Annotated in this window: 14 protein-coding genes; 7 read left to right on the top strand and 7 right to left on the bottom strand. The window is 59.5% G+C overall.

Annotation, left to right across the window (positions count from 1 at the left end; all coding sequences use genetic code 11):
• Positions 1–19 precede the first annotated feature (19 nt).
• On the top strand, positions 20–1,318 hold the full coding sequence (locus L6D74_RS04560; RefSeq protein WP_192561175.1) for an MFS transporter: 1,299 nt from the start codon (positions 20–22) through the stop codon (positions 1,316–1,318).
• A gap of 21 nt (positions 1,319–1,339) precedes the next feature.
• Positions 1,340–2,317, top strand: coding sequence for a 2-hydroxyacid dehydrogenase (locus L6D74_RS04555; RefSeq protein WP_236187811.1), 978 nt, complete (start codon positions 1,340–1,342; stop codon positions 2,315–2,317).
• Between the two features lie 141 nt (positions 2,318–2,458).
• Here L6D74_RS04555 and L6D74_RS04550 read toward each other — a convergent pair whose 3' ends face one another.
• The 4 genes from L6D74_RS04550 to L6D74_RS04535 all read right to left on the bottom strand — a co-directional run bounded on the left by L6D74_RS04550 (position 2,459) and on the right by L6D74_RS04535 (position 7,890).
• Complete coding sequence (locus tag L6D74_RS04550; protein ID WP_236187809.1) at positions 2,459–3,646, bottom strand: pyridoxal phosphate-dependent aminotransferase; 1,188 nt, start codon at positions 3,644–3,646, stop codon at positions 2,459–2,461.
• 41 nt (positions 3,647–3,687) lie between these two features.
• Entirely contained in the window at positions 3,688–5,313 is a 1,626-nt protein-coding gene (locus L6D74_RS04545; RefSeq protein ID WP_236187806.1) for a methyl-accepting chemotaxis protein, read from the bottom strand.
• 222 nt (positions 5,314–5,535) lie between these two features.
• On the bottom strand, positions 5,536–6,675 hold the full coding sequence (locus tag L6D74_RS04540) for a glycerate kinase (protein ID WP_236187798.1): 1,140 nt from the start codon (positions 6,673–6,675) through the stop codon (positions 5,536–5,538).
• A 90-nt stretch (positions 6,676–6,765) separates the two neighbouring features.
• Positions 6,766–7,890, bottom strand: a complete 1,125-nt coding sequence (locus L6D74_RS04535) for a sugar diacid recognition domain-containing protein (RefSeq protein WP_236187797.1) — start codon at positions 7,888–7,890, stop codon at positions 6,766–6,768.
• A gap of 171 nt (positions 7,891–8,061) precedes the next feature.
• Between L6D74_RS04535 and L6D74_RS04530 the strand changes: the two genes are divergently transcribed.
• On the top strand, positions 8,062–9,372 hold the full coding sequence (locus L6D74_RS04530) for an MFS transporter (RefSeq protein ID WP_085646684.1): 1,311 nt from the start codon (positions 8,062–8,064) through the stop codon (positions 9,370–9,372).
• Between the two features lie 56 nt (positions 9,373–9,428).
• Here the strand turns inward: L6D74_RS04530 and L6D74_RS04525 are convergent, their stop codons facing one another.
• Complete coding sequence (locus L6D74_RS04525) at positions 9,429–9,800, bottom strand: DUF6124 family protein (protein ID WP_236187795.1); 372 nt, start codon at positions 9,798–9,800, stop codon at positions 9,429–9,431.
• Positions 9,801–10,402: 602 nt separating this feature from the next.
• Positions 10,403–10,765, bottom strand: a complete 363-nt coding sequence (locus L6D74_RS04520) for a VOC family protein (RefSeq protein ID WP_236187793.1) — start codon at positions 10,763–10,765, stop codon at positions 10,403–10,405.
• A gap of 97 nt (positions 10,766–10,862) precedes the next feature.
• Between L6D74_RS04520 and L6D74_RS04515 the strand changes: the two genes are divergently transcribed.
• Positions 10,863–11,762: a LysR family transcriptional regulator gene (locus L6D74_RS04515; RefSeq protein WP_236187791.1), complete on the top strand. Its 900-nt coding sequence runs from the start codon at positions 10,863–10,865 to the stop codon at positions 11,760–11,762.
• Positions 11,763–11,818: 56 nt separating this feature from the next.
• Here L6D74_RS04515 and L6D74_RS04510 read toward each other — a convergent pair whose 3' ends face one another.
• A complete protein-coding gene (locus L6D74_RS04510; protein WP_236187789.1) occupies positions 11,819–13,777 on the bottom strand; it encodes an Ig-like domain-containing protein in 1,959 nt (652 codons plus the stop codon).
• Between the two features lie 252 nt (positions 13,778–14,029).
• Between L6D74_RS04510 and L6D74_RS04505 the strand changes: the two genes are divergently transcribed.
• The 3 genes from L6D74_RS04505 to rarD all read left to right on the top strand — a co-directional run bounded on the left by L6D74_RS04505 (position 14,030) and on the right by rarD (position 18,318).
• Positions 14,030–15,043: an aldo/keto reductase gene (locus L6D74_RS04505; protein WP_064596917.1), complete on the top strand. Its 1,014-nt coding sequence runs from the start codon at positions 14,030–14,032 to the stop codon at positions 15,041–15,043.
• A 107-nt stretch (positions 15,044–15,150) separates the two neighbouring features.
• Entirely contained in the window at positions 15,151–17,268 is a 2,118-nt protein-coding gene (locus L6D74_RS04500) for an acyltransferase family protein (protein WP_236187786.1), read from the top strand.
• Positions 17,269–17,436: 168 nt separating this feature from the next.
• Positions 17,437–18,318: an EamA family transporter RarD gene (rarD, locus tag L6D74_RS04495; RefSeq protein ID WP_236187785.1), complete on the top strand. Its 882-nt coding sequence runs from the start codon at positions 17,437–17,439 to the stop codon at positions 18,316–18,318.
• The last annotated feature ends 62 nt before the right edge of the window (positions 18,319–18,380 follow it).

The following is an 18,380-nucleotide window of genomic DNA, read 5'->3' as shown; positions in this document are numbered from 1 at the left end:
CAAGCTCAGGAGCAAGACCATGAAAACCGCAACCCTCGCCACCCGCCGCTGGTGGTACATCATGCCGATCGTGTTCATCACCTACAGCCTGGCGTACCTCGACCGTGCCAACTACGGGTTCGCCGCCGCCTCCGGGATGGCCGCCGACCTGATGATCACGCCGGGCCTGTCCTCGCTGCTCGGCGCGCTGTTCTTCCTCGGTTACTTTTTCTTCCAGGTGCCCGGCGCGATCTACGCGCAAAAACACAGCGTGAAGAAGCTGATTTTCGTCAGCCTGATCCTCTGGGGCGGGCTCGCCACCCTGACCGGCGTGGTCTCCAACGCCTATTGGCTGATCGTCATCCGCTTCATGCTCGGCGTGGTCGAAGCGGCGGTGATGCCGGCGATGCTGGTCTATCTCTGCCACTGGTTCACCCGCGCCGAACGCTCGCGGGCCAACACCTTCCTGATCCTCGGCAACCCGGTAACGATGCTGTGGATGTCGGTGGTGTCGGGCTATCTGGTGCAGCATTTCAGCTGGCGCTGGATGTTCATCATCGAAGGTCTGCCGGCAGTCCTTTGGGCCTTTATCTGGTGGAAGCTGGCCGATGATCGTCCGGCCCAGGCCAAGTGGCTCAACGACCAGGAGAAGCACGATCTGGAAAGCGCCCTGGCGGCCGAACAGGTCGGGATCAAAGCAGTGAAGAACTACGCCGAAGCCTTCCGTTCGCCGAAGGTGATCATTCTGGCGCTGCAATTTTTCTGCTGGAGCATCGGCGTCTACGGCTTCGTGTTGTGGCTGCCGTCGATCCTCAAGGCCGGCGCGCAGATGGACATGATCGAGGCCGGCTGGCTCTCGGCCCTGCCTTATCTGGCGGCAGTGATCGGCATGCTGCTGGTGTCCTGGGGCTCGGACAAACTGCAAAAGCGCAAACGCTTCGTCTGGCCGCCGCTGCTGATTGCCTCGGTGGCGTTCTACGGTTCCTACGCCTTGGGCGCGGAGCATTTCTGGTGGTCGTACACGCTGCTGGTGATCGCTGGCGCCTGCATGTACGCGCCTTACGGGCCGTTCTTCGCCATCGTCCCCGAGATCCTGCCGGCCAATGTCGCCGGCGGTGCGATGGCGCTGATCAACAGCATGGGCGCCCTCGGCTCGTTCGGCGGCTCGTATCTGGTCGGCTACCTGAACAGCTCCACCGGTTCGCCCGGCGCTTCGTACCTGCTGATGAGCGGCGCACTGATGCTCTCGGTGGTGCTGACGATTTTTCTCAAGCCCGGCGCGAGCGACCGGGTGACGGCCAAGCGTGTCGCACCGCGTCCGCTGCCGGCCCATTCCTGAATTGATAGAGAGATGACTGCGATGAAAAAGCAGGTTGTGCTGTACAAAAAACTGTCGCCGACGTTGATGGCGCGCCTTGAGGAACAGGTCGATGTGACGCTTATCGACAGCCTCGACGCCGATGGCCTGATGAAACTGCGCGACGCCTTGCCCGGTGCTCACGGTTTGCTCGGCGCAAGCCTGAAACTGGACGCGGCACTGCTCGATCTGGCGCCAAAGCTCGAGGCGATTTCCAGTGTGTCGGTGGGCGTAGACAACTACGACATCGACTACCTGACCCGGCGCAAAATCCTGCTGACCAACACCCCGGACGTGCTCACCGAAACCACCGCCGACACCGGTTTCGCCCTGATCCTGGCCAGCGCCCGGCGCGTGGTGGAACTGGCGAACATGGTGCGCGGCGGTCATTGGCACCGCAGCATCGGCCCGGCGCATTTCGGCACCGATGTGCATGGCAAGACCCTGGGCATCATCGGCATGGGGCGGATCGGTGAGGCGCTGGCGCAGCGGGGGCATTTCGGCTTCGGGATGCCGGTGATCTATCACAGCCAGTCGCGCAAACCCGCGGTCGAGGCGCGCTTCGATGCGCAGTACCGCAGCCTGGAGGATCTGTTGCAGCAGGCGGATTTCATCTGCCTGACCTTGCCGTTGACAGCGCAGACTGAAGGTTTGATTGGCGCCGAACAGTTTGCGTTGATGCGCCCGGAGAGCATCTTCATCAATATTTCCCGGGGCAAAGTGGTGGACGAAGCGGCGATGATCGACACCTTGCGGCATAACCGGATTCGCGCGGCGGGGCTGGATGTGTTCGAGCGTGAGCCGCTGAATCATGACTCGCCGTTGTTGCAGATGAACAACGTGGTGGCGACGCCGCACATGGGCTCGGCGACCCATGAGACGCGCGAGGCGATGGCGCGGTGTGCGGTGGAGAATCTGTTGGCGGCGTTGGCGGGAGAAAGGCCGGTGAATTTGGTGAATTCATCAGCTTGGCAAGGCTGAAATCTTCAGCGCCTGTCAGGCCGTCTTCGCGGGCAAGCCCGCTCCCACAGGTTTTATGGCGTACACAGATTTTGTGGACGACACGGTCACTGTGGGAGCGAGCTTGCTCGCGAAGAGGCCGGTGCTGACAACACAAAATTCTCAGGCACTGCGCACTTGCAAAAGCTGCGCAGCACAGAAGGCAATCCGCGAACACGCATCCGCCAGCTTCACCCGATCCACCACCAATCCGATACGGATATGCCCCGCCGCACTGGGCCCGAACGCTTCCCCTGCCAGCACCGAAACCCCATACCCCTCCAGCAGGCGCTCGGCAAAGTCCTGCGCGCCGAGCCCGGTCTGGCGCACGTCGACCATCACGAACATCCCGCCATCCGGCTTGATCGGGTACAACCCCGGACACCCACGTAACCGCTCGCACACCAGATCCCGACGCAAGCGGTATTCCTCGCGCATCTGCGTCACTTCCGGCAGATCTTTCTCCAGCGCGATCTGCGCCGCTTTCTGCACAAAGTCCGGCAGCCCGAACAGCATGCTCAGCGACAGATTCACCAGATGTTCCGCCAAGGGTTTCGGCCCGATCATCCAGCCGATCCGCCACCCGGTCATGGCATGGGATTTGGATAGGCTGTTAATGGTCGCCGTGCGCTCGGCCATGCCCGGCAGGCTCGCCGGGCTGACGTGCTCGCCTTCGTATAACAATTCGCTGTAGACCTCATCGCTGATCAGCCACAAGTCATGACGGATGCACAGCGCTGCCAGCTCTTGCCAGATCAGCAGCGACAGGCTCGCACCGGAAGGATTGTTGGGACTGTTGAGCAAAATGGCTCGTGTCCTGGGAGTGATCCGCGCCGCGACATCCGCCGGGTCGACGCGAAAACCATTCTCCGGACGAACCGGCACAGGCACCACGGTTGCGCCGCAGGCACCGAACACGCCTTCGTAGGTCACGTACATCGGTTCGGCAACGATCACTTCATCGCCCGGATCCAGCAGACATTGCGCCACCGAATACACCGCGCATTGCGCGCCGGGCAGCACGATCACCTGCTCGGCATCCACATCCTGGCCGCTGTTGCGTCGATGGCGCTCGGCGATCTGCTTGCGCAGCTCCAGCCGGCCGCGCACGTCGGAATAATGGGTATCGCCCGCCAGCAGGCTGTCGATGGCGCCGTGGATGATCGGCAGCGGCGTATCGAAATCCGGATCACCCACGGACAGCAGCAAGACATCAATGCCCTCGGCGCGCAGCTCCAGCGCTCGGTCGTGAATCCGCCAGGCCGCTGCTCCCTCCCCGGCGATTAGTTGGGTCAAGGCTGAATAGCGCATGTACGTCTCCTGATTGCGCGGTCTCCAGCCTTCACCCTAGGTCAAATCACAAAGCGCGCCACCATCGCATTCAAATCCACCGCCAGGCGCGACAGTTCGTGGGTCGCGGCACTGGTTTGATTCGCGCCAGCCGCTGACTGGGTGGCCAGATCGCGGATGTTGACCAGATTGCGGTCGACCTCGCGGGACACCTGCGCCTGCTCTTCCGAGGCGCTGGCGATCACCAGGTTGCGCTCGTTGATCTGGTGAATCGATTGGGTGATCTGCTCCAGTGCAACACCGGCGGCGCGGGCCATTTCCAGGGTGGTCTGGGTGCGCTGGTTGCTTTGCTGCATCGACTCGACCGCTTCACCGGTTCCGTTCTGGATGCCGGCGACCATTTTTTCGATTTCCTGGGTCGATTGCGCAGTGCGATGGGCCAGGGCGCGAACTTCGTCCGCTACCACCGCGAATCCGCGCCCGGCTTCACCGGCACGGGCCGCTTCGATGGCGGCGTTGAGCGCCAGCAGGTTGGTCTGTTCGGCGATGGCGCGGATCACGTCCAGCACCTTGCCGATGTCGCGGCCCTGAGCGGCCAGGCCTTCGATCATTTGCGCGGTGTTCTGCACGTCGTGGGTCATGGTCTGGATCGCGTCGACGGTTTTCACCACCTGATCGCGACCTTCACGGGCGGCGTGGGTCGACTGGTTCGAGGCTTCGGAGGTCGACACCGCGTTGCGCGCAACTTCTTCCACCGCTGCGGTCATTTCGTTGACGGCAGTGGCGGCCTGTTCGATTTCGTCGTTCTGCTGTTGCAAGCCACGGGACGCTTCTTCGGTCACGGCGCTCAGTTCTTCGGCGGCGGCGCCCAGTTGCGTGGCGGAGCCGGCGATCTGCTCGATGGTTTTGCGCAGGTTGGTCTGCATCGCCGCCAGCGCTTCAAGCAGGCGCGCCGGTTCGTCCTTGCCGTCGATTTCGATGGCTTTGGTCAGGTTGCCGCCAGCGATGGTTTGCGCGGCAGCGACAGCGCGGTTCAGCGGGGTGACGATGCTGCGGGTCAGCAGCCAGGCCAGCAATACGGTCAACAACGCGGCAATTACAGACACGGCGATGATGCCGGTAATGGCACTGTTGTAATACTCACCCGCCTGAGTGGAAGCGGTCTTCGCGTCGGCGGCGTTGATCGCGATCAGCTTGTTGAGTTGTTCGCCCATCTTGTCGGTGCCGTCCTTGATCTTCGTGTTGATCAAGGCGCGCATCTCGTCGAGCTTGTCCTGGCGCGACAAATCCATCATCTGGTTCTGCGCCTGCACGTAGTTGTCGAGGGTCGTCGAGAATTCCTGATACAGCGCCCGTTCTTCTGGCCCCGCCGGCAATACTGCATAACCGGCCTGGGCAGCGCGCACCTTGTCCACCAGCACACCGATGCGGGTCTGGGCTTCCTGCAAACCGGCCGGTTCGCGGTTGACCAGAATGCGGAACGAGAGAATCCGCAGGCGCAACACGTTCTCCGTAACCACCGCGAGTTGGGTGACGCTTGGTAACTGCGTCGAGTCCATCTCCAGGGAAGCCTGACGGATGATCGACATGCGATTGACGGCGAACACGCCGAGCACGATCACCAACAAGGCAATGAAGGCAAAACCGAGGAAGGCACGGGGCGCGATATTCAGATTACGCAGGGACATAGAAGGACTCTCGGATAGTTGAAACTACGAGCGTCCATGCTGTTATCACGGGCCCGTGGGCGGGCTTCGTTCCGGCGTCACTGTTTTGGAAAATCTTGTGTGCGCCTGATTTCTGTATCGGCCAGGCTTGAGGAAGTTTGCGGGGAAAGATGAAATATTTTTCATGGCGCTGCGGGTGTTTCAGCGCTGAAACACCCGTCGTTTCAGATGATGACTGACAGGTCAGGCCGGAGTTGCAATACGCCATACGCGAGCAATATCTGTTGCACGTTCACGCAACAGGCGCGGGGCTTCGGCGCAGGCCTGTTCAAGGGTCATCGGGCCGCTGGTGACCGCGAATGCAGCGTCGATGCCGTGATCGTAGAGCGCTTGATAGCCCTCGCCCAACGTACCGGCAATGACGATCACCGGTACGCCGTGTTGCTTGGCGATCCGCGCGACGCCAAACGGGGTTTTGCCGCGCAGGGTCTGGGCATCGAAGCGCCCTTCTCCAGTAATCACCAGATCTGCGTCCTTTACTGCGTCGGCCAGTCCGACCAGCTCGGCGACCACTTCGACACCGGCCTGGAATCGCGCACCGAGAAACGCCTTGGCGGCAAAGCCCAATCCACCTGCGGCACCGCTGCCCGGTTCATCCCGTACATCCTTGCCCAGCGCTTGCGCGCAGAGTTCGGCGAAGTGACCGAGGGCCTGATCCAGTTGTTGCACTTGCGCAGGGGATGCGCCCTTCTGCGGGCCGAAAATCGCCGAGGCGCCGTGGGGGCCGCACAGCGGATTGTTGACATCGGCGGCGATGTCGAAACGCACTTGCGTCAGACGCGGGTCGAGCTCGCTCAGGTCCAGACGTGCGAGTTGCGCCAACGCCAGACCTCCCGGCACCAGCGATTGCCCTTGAGCATCCAGCAGTTTCACGCCCAACGCTTGCATGGCGCCGGCGCCACCGTCATTGGTGGCACTGCCGCCGATGGCCAGAATGACTCGCTGCGCGCCGGCATCCAGCGCGGCGCGGATCAGCTCACCGGTGCCGAAGGTGCTGCTGATGCACGCGTCACGCTGCCCCGGCGGCACCAATTGCAGACCGCTGGCCTCGGCCATTTCGATGATTGCGGTGTGGTTGTGTGGCAACCAGCCCCACGCGGCTTCGACCGCTGCGCCCAACGGGCCGCGCACGCGGGTCCGGCGCAATTCGCCTTCGCACGCGGCGAGAATCGACTCCACCGTGCCTTCGCCACCGTCGGCCATCGGGCACTTGACCAGCGTCGCCTGCGGCCAGACCTGCGCCAGGCCCAACGCAATGGCTTCTGCAACGCCTTGGGCACTCAGGCTGTCCTTGAACGAATCGGGGGCGATGACGATTTTCATGCGAATTCTCCAGTTCCAATGCCCTCATGCTGCCAGTCGCCTTGCGCGTTGACGCCTGTCCGCTGCACAAGTCGTGCAGGCGTTTATTGTTCATTTCGACAAATCGTCGGTCTGCGGCAGCAATTGCACACCCAGATACAACGCCAGCATCCCGTCGAGCTTCAACGGATCGACCCCGCTCAACTCGGCAACCCGCTCCATTCGGTAGCGCAGGCTGTTGCGGTGTATCCCCAAGGCATCGGCGCAGGCCTGGCTCTGGCCGTCGTGATCGCACCAGCTGCGCAGGGTCGCGAGCAATTGGCCGTTGCTGTCCTTGGCGATCACTTTGCGCAACGGTTTGAGCAGTTCATCCAGCGCATCGTCGTTGCGATGGCGCCAGAGCATCACCGGCAAGCGATAGCGATTGAGGGTCAGCAGCCGTGAACGCGGCAGCACTTCACGGCCATAAGCGAGCAAGTCGCCGACCCGTCGATAGCAACGGCGCAACCCGGCCAGCCCATCGGCCTGCCCGCCAACCGCGATACGCAGAATGTTCCAGCCCAGACCATCGAGTTTTTCCAGCAGGCGATCATGCTCGACGTTCTGACTCGCCGGCCGGCACCACAGCAGTGACGACTTGGCCGAACTCACGCACCAACTGTCGGGATAGCGCGACACCAGCCAGGCACTCAGCGCCTCGACGGTTTGCCCCGGCCCGTGTTCCAGGCCCAACTCGAACAGATACGGTACTCGTGTCAGTTGCGGTTTGAGCCCTAGCTGCTGGGCTTCATCCACCAAACGCGGCGAATCCCCTGCTTCACTCAACAGCAGTGCCAGCAAATCATCGCAACGCTGCCGCCGCCATTGCTGTTCGGATTGCTGGTTGCGCTGGCCGACCAGCATTTCAGCCGTCATGCGCACCAGTTCGGCGTAAGTGCGCAATTGCTCCGGCTCGCCGGTAATGCCGAGCACACCGATCAAACGCTGATCGAGCAGCAGCGGCAGATTGATCCCAGGTTGCACGCCTTTGAGATGCACCGCCGTCTGCGCGTCGATTTCGACCACCCGCCCGTTGGCCAGCACCAGTTGCGCGCCTTCGTGGCGGGTGTTGATCCGCTCCGGCTCGCCACTGCCGAGGATCAGCCCCTGGCTGTCCATGACGTTGACGTTGTACGGCAAAATGGCCATGGCCCGGTCGACGATGTCCTGGGCGAGGTCGTGATCGAGTTCGAACATAGGGGCTGGAATCCTTGAAAACAGGCGCGGACGGTTGTTCACCCGCACAGGGTCTGGCGGCAAACCCTGTGCTCAGGCACAAAGACAATCCGGCCAAAGGTGGCCGAGACTCTCAGGGCGATCAACGTTACCCTTTGCATCGCAAAAAATCATAATAAAGAGAGAGCCGCCATGTCGCAGAGCGCCGCTGCCGCCCAGACCATCGCTGACGATAAAAATGCCGTCTACAAACGCATCACCCTGCGTTTGATCCCCTTCATCTTCATCTGCTACCTGTTCAACTACCTCGACCGGGTCAACGTTGGATTCGCCAAACTGCAGATGCTGGATGCGCTGAAATTCAGCGAAACCGTGTACGGCCTCGGTGCCGGTATCTTCTTCATCGGCTACGTGCTGTGCGGCGTGCCGAGCAACCTGGCGCTGACCAAATTCGGGCCACGGCGCTGGATCGCGCTGATGATGATCACCTGGGGCACGCTGTCGACCTGCCTGCTGTTCGTCACCACGCCGACCGAGTTCTACACCCTGCGCCTGTTCACCGGCGCGGCCGAAGCCGGGTTCTTCCCGGGCGTTGTGCTCTACCTTTCGCAGTGGTTCCCGACCTTCCGCCGTGGCCGGATCATGGCGTTGTTCATGTCGGCGATCCCGGTGTCCGGCCTGCTCGGCAGCCCGTTTTCCGGCTGGATCCTCAATCACTTCGCCGCCGGCCAGGGCGGTTTGGCCGGTTGGCAGTGGATGTTCCTGCTGCAAGGCATTCCGACCGTAGTACTGGGCGCCCTCGCCTATTTCCTGCTCAGCGACAACTTCGCCAACGCCAAGTGGCTGACCCCGCATGAGCGTTCGGTGCTGGAAGCCGATCAGGCGGAAGACCTGGCGAACAAGCCGAAAACCACTTCCGATTCGCTGATCGCCGTGTTCAAGAACCCGGCGATCTGGGCTTTCGGTCTGATCTACTTCTGCATCCAGAGCGGCGTGTACGCAATCAACTTCTGGCTGCCGTCGATCATCAAGAACCTCGGCTTCAGCGACAACCTGGTGATCGGCTGGTTGAGTGCGATTCCGTATCTGCTGGCGGCGGTATTCATGCTGGTGGTCGGGCGTTCGGCGGACTTGCGTAAAGAACGCCGCTGGCACTTGGTGGTGCCGATGTTGATGGGCGCTGTCGGCCTGCTGATCGCGGTGAACTTCGCGGCGAATCCGGCGATTGCGATTCTCGGTCTGACCATTGCGACCATGGGTGCGTTGACTGGGTTGCCGATGTTCTGGCCAGTGCCGACGGCCATGCTGAGCGCGGGTGCTGCGGCGGGTGGGTTGGCGTTGATCAACTCCATGGGGCAGATGGCGGGGTTCTTGAGCCCTTACCTTGTGGGTTGGGTCAAAGACAGCACCGGGTCGACGGATGCGGCGTTGTACCTGCTGGCGGGTGTGATTGTTGGCGGGAGTTTGCTGGCGTTGCGGATGACGCGGACGTTGCGGGCTTAAGCCTTAGTCGAAATACAGAAACGGCCCTTTTCGGGCCGTTTTTCTTTTGGATCTAGCTACAGCGGTGCTTCAGTCTTGAGTTCCAGATTATCCAGCGCCCGGTTCACCGCCAGTTCACTCAGCATGATCAGTTGCGCAATGCCCAGCAGCACATGCCTCTGCGAGCCGTCCACCAGTCCGGCGAAGTCGGTCGCCATGACTTTGGCAGAGGTCAGCGTCTCGCAGGCATCGGCCAGCAGTTCTTCGCTGTCGATGCCGGAGGCGATGAGGTAGCGGGCGTTGGGTTTGAGCAGCGGTTTTCTGGGAAGCAGCGGATTGAGGTAGTGATCGAGGGCGCGTTCGGCGGCTTCGTGGAATTTCTTCGAGTCGAGGGTTTCGTAGGGGGACGTTGAATCGGCTTCGGGTGGGTTGGGTGTTGGTTTGATCATGGTGAAACTCCTAAGGCGCTTATTGGAGCCACCACACTCGCTACCAAACGATGGTGGTGGCCAGACGCAGGTTGGTAGACCGGGCCTTAGGAGAAACGGCGCACCCGAAGGTGCCCTGCGAATGACCACCATAAAACAGAGACAAAAGACTCTACAAAATGGAGCACTCTGCACTTAAAGACCCGGGCTACCAAACCCGATCGCTGTTCTTTTCAGCGACGGGACAACGATAAAACCCGGCCCATAAGCGCACAAGCCGGCGGATTCTGGCGCAGTCGTAGGCAACGGCGCAAGGTTGTGTAGCCTGGGAGGCGTGTCTGAACGTGTCCTTTAAACGCATGGCTTAAACACTGCGGTGCACTTGAGAACCTACCCCCTCACCCCAGCCCTCTCCCCCAAAGGGGGCGAGGGGGAAAGGGAGCCGATCTCGGTGCTTTTCAAAGCGCGAGTTCGACTCGATATCCCACGTCTGTAAGAATCGTGAGGTGTGATTTTCTAAGCCTGAGTCCAACTCGGTATTTCACGTCGGCGTAACTTGTGAGAACACCTCCGTCGGCTCCGTCTCCCTCCGGGAGAGGGCTGGGGTGAGGGAGCCCTTGATTCTAGGCCCCCGATTTCGCATCCAACTCCAGAACCACCCCACCCGGCATCTGCACAAAAATCTGCCAGATCCCATCCTCCGGCAACTGCGCCACCTGATACGGCAACCCGCTCCCCTGCACCCGCTTCAAAACCACCGCCGCCTCTTCATCGGTGCGAAACGCAATATGGCTCAAAGCAGCGTCCCCAAACGAAGGCTGCTCAATCACATGCACCAACGCCTGCTCATCCTGATACAACCACCGCCCGGGAAACGGAAACGGCGGCCGACGCCCCGGCGTCAATCCCAGTAACCCACCAAAAGCGTCCTGCAGCGCTTGGCCGTCACCAGTGTTGAAGGCCAGATGATCAAATGTCCACGTCATGTCTGTCTCCTGCGGTTATTCAGGATTCCAGTATCTGTGCTTGCCAATCCCGGAAAAATCCCGCAAAACGCCAAGGATCTTCAACGGATTTTTACTAATGAGCTCAATCCTCGATCTGGAAATCTTCGTCCGCACCGCCGACTCCGGCAGCATTTCCGCCGCCGCCCGGGCGCTTGAGCTGACGCCGGCCGCCGCCAGCATCGCGTTGAAACGCCTGGAAACCCGCCTCGGCATCCGCCTCTTCGCCCGCTCGACCCGCAGCATGCGCCTGACCGAAGAAGGCCGGCGCTATCTGGAAAGCGTGCGTCTTGCATTGGCGACACTGGCCGAGGGCGAGCAGGCGCTCAAGCAGCAGACCGAAGGCCTGAGCGGCGTGCTGCAACTGGCAGCGCCGTCGGATTTCGGGCGCAATGTGTTGCTGCCATGGCTGGACGATTTCAAGCGCGAACACCCGCACATTCAACTGCAATTGCTGCTCAACGACCGGCATGCGGATCTGTTTCGCGAAACGGTGGATGTGGCGCTGCGCTTTGGCGTGCCGATTGATTCGACGCTGGTGGCGTTGCCGATCCTGCCTGAGCATCGTCGTGTCGCCTGCGCCAGCCCTGTGTATCTGAAACGCCACGGCACACCGCAAAATCCTGCTGAACTGAGCGATCACAGCGCCCTGCTCTACCTGCGCAACGGCCGTCCTTACAACACCTGGCGTTTCCATCGCGACGACGAAACCATCGAGGTCGAAGTACGCGGCGACTACCTCAGCGACGACGGCGAAGTCGCCCGCCGCTGGGCACTCGCCGGGCACGGCATCGCTTACAAGGCCTGGCTCGACGTGGCCGAAGACGTGCGCGCCGGGCGGCTGGTGACCCTGTTCGATGATTGGCACGGCGAGAGCGTGCCATTCAATCTGCTGTGCCCGCACCGGGTGCAGGTCTCGGAGCGGGTGAAGGTGTTGCAGGCATTTTTGCGCGAGCGTTGCCTGTCATTCAATCTATGAACTCGCAGTTATTCCCATGGCGAGCGTCACACCGGCCATGGAAAACGACGCTTCAATCAGGTAGCGGTCAAGCACCAGGAAGTCCACTGGGCAGTTGAATGTGTAGTGCTATTAAATCTATTACTAGGTGCGATGTACCCTCCCCAATGCCCGAAAGTCCCACACGTCCATACATTGATCTCACGAGGCGGGACTACATAAACTCGCAGGAGGTCCTGCATGATTGCACCGTCGTAGGTGTGACGCCCTCCCAGCGTATGCATCCATTTTTCAGCGTTCAGAAAGGTATATAACTGATCACTGATCTGCAGTTTCCAGACGTTGGTGACAACTGCCAGATAAGTCAGGGTAGTCCCCTCCTGATCAGTGACATAGATGGTTGCCACGCCATTCTTCAATCCGCTGACTTTCCCTTGCTCCGTCACCGAAACGGTCGTCGGATCAGACGATGCATAGTCATACGGCTTAACCCCTCCGGTTGGAACCCGAACGCCGATATTGCCAATTGAGTCCTGGCCGGTCTTTATCCACTGTGGAACTCTGATCGACAGTCCCGCAAGCCTTAGTTGCGTCCTATCCATGCTGAACGCCAACCGCTCAATCGCCCAAGGTTCCGAAACCAACTGATTCCCTGCCTTTTCCCGGGCAGTAAAAACATGCCGCCCAACAGCAATCGATATCGCCGTGCTTTTCCATTTGTAATCAGCGCCCGTACGGACCTCCCCGACAACCACCGCACCATCAAGAATTTCCAATACCGCGCCCGCAAGTGCCGACCCTTCCAGGATTATCTTGTTGTGGGAAACGGAACCTCCGTTTTCCAACACAACGCCGGCCAGGTCTTTGGCTGCGGTAATGACCGGCGCCAGAATGACCCGCGCCATCGCCACTCGAGAGCGCGCAATGACCGCCCCGCCCCTGACTTGCTCGTAACTGACCCTGACCACGCTGTCGGCAATGACCTTGGTGTTGGGAATCAGCAATTTCTGCACGAACGGGATGCGCGCGACGGGAGCTTCAACACTGTGCTCCACCGGAGTACCGCCGGAGTTCGGTGTTGCCACGTACTTCACGCGAATGACGTCATTCGCCGTCCATGGCGGGCTCAGTACGTGTACCTGGATGGTCAGGTCGTTGGTGCCGAGCTTGTTCAGGTCGATGGTGTCCGGCGCATCATTGGGATCATCCGGGTCTTCGGTGATATCAGGTGCAGTCAAACGCGCGCCCTGCATATCAACAGTCACCAACAGGGATGCCGACCAAGGGGAATCCGGGTCAGCTCCATTGCCGACTTGGTCATTAACCGTGAAGTTGAAAACAGCCTGCGGATGGTCTTTGACCTGTTCCAGATCAGCTTTTGTCAATGTAAGGCAAATTCGTGTCGGTACGGCTGTCGGCGTCAAGGGTGCCTCATCTGCGGTAACCTCGCGGAATACGTCATGGCCGTTGCAGTTCAGGCGAATTGTGTTGAACGCCCCACAATAGGGGTATTCGAAACTAACGTGTACACCCTGCTCGGCGCGATCCGCATCGATTCCGTAGTCCAGCACATCCTGCGGCAAGATCAGTTTGAGCTCAGAATGGCCTGGCCTACCGGGAATGCGATTCTCCTTGCCGGGTCGAATGCCGTAATAAAGGACTCGCAGCGGTGGTTCGGAGGTGCCTTGGTTCTGGCTGCGTCTGGTCACGGTGTAAGTCAGCTCATTGATGATATCTGCACCGGATAACAGCTTGTTTTTCGGGATGTACAGAATGACTGCATCATCCGTGGACTGAGTTTGAGTGCTGGCGATATTCAGTTCGCCGTTCAAATTCAGAGAGACAGTGTCTCCCGGAGCTTGATCGACATAAGGATCGACCCTGACTTTCGCCCCCATAGGGGTCAGGTCGTAGTAATTGATGGCAATGCCACAATCTGCCCCCACGACCGACTTGTTGCTGTCGACCAGATTGGGTGGATACAACGCAAGCACAGCGTTATCGCTATCTGGTTGTTCCAGTGTTTCAGTGTTCATGGCAACGCTCCTGAGTCATCGGCATTTCACCCGGATACTCTCCGGTCTCAGATGAAATAAGATCTGATCCTGAAGTCCGTTCGCTACTGTCAGATCTGACAGTGGCGACAAGTGGTTGTCTGTTGTCGTTTTATATCTGTGGATCGAGCGTTTACTTCGATCGGACTTCCGTAGCCTGCGATAAATCGGATTGCCCCCAGCAAGGTTTCTGGTATTTGATGGAAGCTTTCCCACCGACAAAAGGATTTCGGCATGAGCTATCGCACACTGGGTCACTCGGGGTTGCAGGTGTCCACCCTCACTCTCGGCACGATGATGTTCGGCGAGCAGACCAGCGCAGAAGATTCGCTGCGCATCATCGACAAGGCCTGGGATCAGGGCATCAATTTCATCGACACCGCCGACGTTTACACCAATGGCCGCTCGGAAGAGATCGTCGGCGAGGCCATTGCCCGCCACCGCCATGAATGGGTGCTGGCGACCAAGGTCGGTTTCGGCCCGGTGGACGGCGTGCCGAACCGCAGCGGTCTGAGCCGCAAGCACATTTTCAATGGTCTGGAGGCCAGCCTGACCCGGCTCGGCACCGACTACCTCGACATCTATTACCTGCATCGCGAGGACCACAACACCCCGCTGGAAGTGACGATCTCGGCCATAGGCGATCTGATTCGCCAGGGCAAGATCCGTTATTGGGGCCTGTCGAACTATCGCGGCTGGCGGATTGCCGAGGTGATTCGAGTGGCGGACAAATTGGGAGTCGATCGCCCGGTGATCAGCCAGCCGCTGTACAACATCGTCAACCGCCAGGCCGAAACCGAGCAGATTACCGCCGCCCAGAGCTACGGCCTCGGCGTGGTGCCTTACAGCCCGCTGGCCCGTGGCGTGCTCAGCGGCAAGTACGCGCCGGACGTGACTCCGGATGCCAACAGCCGTGCCGGACGCCAGGACAAACGGATTCTGGAAACCGAATGGCGGGTGGAATCGTTGCGCATTGCCCAGCAGATTCAGCAATACACCCAGGAGCGTGGGGTCGGGATCGTCGAGTTTGCGATTGCCTGGGTGCTGAACAACGGCGCGGTGACATCGGCGATCGTCGGGCCGCGCACTGAGGAGCAGTGGGATGCGTACACCAAAGCGCAGTCGGTGAAGATTACAGCCGAGGATGAGGCGTTTATCGACTCGCTGGTGACGCCGGGGCATGCGTCTACGCCGGGGTTTAATGATGTGAGCCATTTTGTTTCAGGCCGCAAACCCCATCAGGCGTAGGATTTTCCTTAACCTTGAACAGCCGATACAATCGGCTGTTTTTTATCGAATCAAGCGCGATCAAACGGAAGCTGATTGATCGTTCGGAATTTGCCAGGGATCAGCACATGTCCAATCGCTCCGCCGAGCTCTTCAGAAAGCCACTGCGCGGGCTGCTGTTCAAATTAACGGGCGATAAAGATCTGCGCCCCCTCACTTGCGCTATAGAGCCCGCAACTTTCGGCGATCGCCGCCCTTCCCTCGCGTACCGGGCCGACATTGACGGACTTCGCGCCATCGCTGTTCTACTGGTGTTGATCTTCCACGGCGGACTGGCGCTTTTCCCGTCCGGTTTCATCGGCGTCGATATCTTCTTCGTGATTTCGGGTTATTTGACCACCGCTATCATCATGAAGTCGCTGCACAACGGTACGTTCACTTTCTCCGGGTTCTACACGCGCCGGATCTGGCGACTGCAACCGGCCGTTATTGCTTTATTGATCGTCACATTGATGCTCACGACGCTGCTGTACTTGCCCGATGATTACGTCGATTTTTTAAAAAGCGAAAAGTACACCTCGTTAATCATCTCCAACCAGTACTTTTCCAAAGTGACCACGGGTTACGCCACACCGGATGCAGCAAGCCTGCCGCTGTTGCACACCTGGTCTCTGGCCATCGAATGGCAGTGGTATCTGATACTCCCCCTGGGCATCTGGCTGCTCAACCGCTATCTGCCGAACGTTATTTTCAAAGCAGCGGTGCTCGGCCTGACCGTGGCAGCAATGGTACTCGCGCTGTACCTGTCTTACGCCACTCCTGAGAAAAACTACTACTTCTTCGCTGCGCGGATTTTCGAATTGATGATCGGCTCTTGTGCGGTCATCTTCAGTACGGGCAAGTTCCGGCTCAATCGCCTGAGCGCCTCTGTGGTCTGTGCACTTTCGCTGGTCACGATCATCTATTGCGCCACCCGGGACGATATCTTGCCGGGATTCCCGCAATACCATGCCATTGCCGTGTGTCTCGCCACTGCAGCGTTGCTGTATCAGGGGATTGGTGATGCAAGCATTTTCGCCAAGCTGCTCGCGTTTAGACCCTTGGTGTTTATCGGCACGCTCTCGTACTCCTTGTATCTATGGCACTGGCCGATCCTGGCGGTGATGAATTACATGGGAATAGCGCTAACCCCGTCGATGACAATCATTTACTTCGTTTGCACTTTCGTCTCGGCCTGGCTCTCTTATGTGCTGATTGAAAACAAGTTCCGCAAGGCACGATTTGGTTTTGCCAAAACGCTCGTGGTACTGATGATTTTGCCCGCTATCGGCCTGTCGCTGCTGCACTCGGCCAGTGTCAGGCACGAAGGCTGGCCGGGCCGCTTCAATCAGGGCTACAGCAACATGCTCAACGATTTGAAAGCATCCGTGCCAGTTGCTCGGGAAGGATGTCTTGGTGTCAGCGATGGTGCCGATCCTGGCTGCATATCGGGCGCCGATCACGCGGCGCCACAAATATTTCTGATGGGCGATTCGTTTTCGAATCACTACTGGGGTTTCGTTGAAACGCTGGCCAGGGATGCCAATCTTGCTGTACTCGCACAGGCTTACCCGGCGTGCCTGGCCTTGCCCGGGATCTACCAGTACGACGCGAAAAAATACAAGAACGCGTTGTTTCAAAAATGCCACGACGCCGCTCAACGCTATTACGAGATGATTGCGAACAAGCACTTCAAGTATGTGATTGTGGGCCAGTTCTGGGAGGCTTATCTGAACGGTGACATCGTCACTAAACGCGATGATCCTCACAGCCTGGAACTGTCTCGACAACGCTTTGGCGTAGCAATCCGGCAAGCCCTGGATATTATCGTCGCATCAGGCGCTATCCCGGTGTTTCTGGAGAACACGCTGCCCATGCCACCTGGGATCAATGCGTGCCTGTTGCGCCAGGTCAAGTTGCGTGGGTTGATGGGCAGTGTCGAGCAAGGCAACCTCTGTGCTACTACGCCATGGTCCGGCAGCAAAGAACCAGCGCTGGAAACACTCTTTAATGACCTGAAGACTGAGTACCCCGGATTAATTGTCATTGACCCGAAAACCGTGCAATGCACAGGTGATGCGTGCATGAACACGGTCGACGGTTTTCCGGTCTATCGTGACATAGGGCACATCACCGATTACGCCTCTTACAAGTTTGGCGAGATGTACCTCATGAACTTTGGCAATCCCTTGCAAGGTGCGCAGTGATGATTCGTGCCTCCGGACGGGCTCCGCAGCAAGGCTGAACGCTTCGCGAGCAGGCTAAGGTCTACAGGCTGTTTGATGTGTGGCAAATATTGAGCATCTGCCCAATATTCAGCACAAAAACCACGTATCCTTCGCTCCCCGTTTGACCATCACCCCCGCGAGGACAGTTTGTCTAAAGGTATCGCTCTCTCGGTAACAGCCTCGACGCTGTTTGCCGTCATGTATTACTACACCTCGCTGCTCACCCCGTTGAGCGGCGTGGAAATCTTCGGTTGGCGGATGCTGCTGACCGTGCCCTGCATGACCGTGTTCATGCTGGTTTCCGGCGAATGGCGGCGAGTGCTGGAGCTGCTGCGCCGGGTTCCTGCGCTGCCCAAATTGATCGCAGGCCTGTTCCTCTCGTCCGCGTTGTTGGGTGTGCAGTTGTGGCTGTTCATGTGGGCGCCGCTCAATGGCTACAGCCTCGATGTTTCGCTGGGCTACTTCCTGTTGCCGCTGGCCATGGTGCTGACCGGGCGCATCGCTTATGGCGAAAGCCTGTCGTACTTGCAAAAAGTCGCGGTGTTCTTTGCCAGCCTCGGCGTGTTGAACGAGTTGTATCAGGTCGGCGGATTTTCCTGGGCGACGCTGGTCGTGGTCGTCGGTTACCCGCTGTACTTTGTGCTGCGCAAATACCTGAAGTCGGACAACCTCGGCGGTTTGTGGGTCGACATGACCCTGATGCTGCCGGTGGCGTACTGGTTTGTGCGCGGCGGCGAACAGGGTTTCGGCGTGTTCGATCAGTACCCGGCGCTGACGTGGCTGATACCGCTGCTCGGCCTGATCAGTGCCTCGGCGCTGGTGGTCTACATCATCGCCAGCCGCTTGCTGCCGTTCAGCCTGTTTGGTTTGTTGAGTTACGTTGAGCCGGTGTTGCTGCTCGGAGTGGCGCTGCTGCTCGGCGAGAGCATCAAGCCCGGTGAATGGCTGACCTACATCCCGATCTGGCTCGCGGTGGTGGTGCTGGTGTTTGAAGGGTTCAAGCACCTGATGCGCCAACGGCGCCCGTAAGACGCGCAATAAAAAGCCCGGCCTGCATTTCTGCAGGCCGGGCTTTTTTACATCTGATGCGG

This window comes from Pseudomonas pharyngis (genome assembly GCF_021602345.1).
Taxonomy (GTDB): Bacteria; Pseudomonadota; Gammaproteobacteria; order Pseudomonadales; family Pseudomonadaceae; genus Aquipseudomonas; species Aquipseudomonas pharyngis.
The sequence above is the reverse complement of the archived record's forward strand: the minus strand, read 5'-3'. Positions and strand labels throughout refer to the sequence as shown.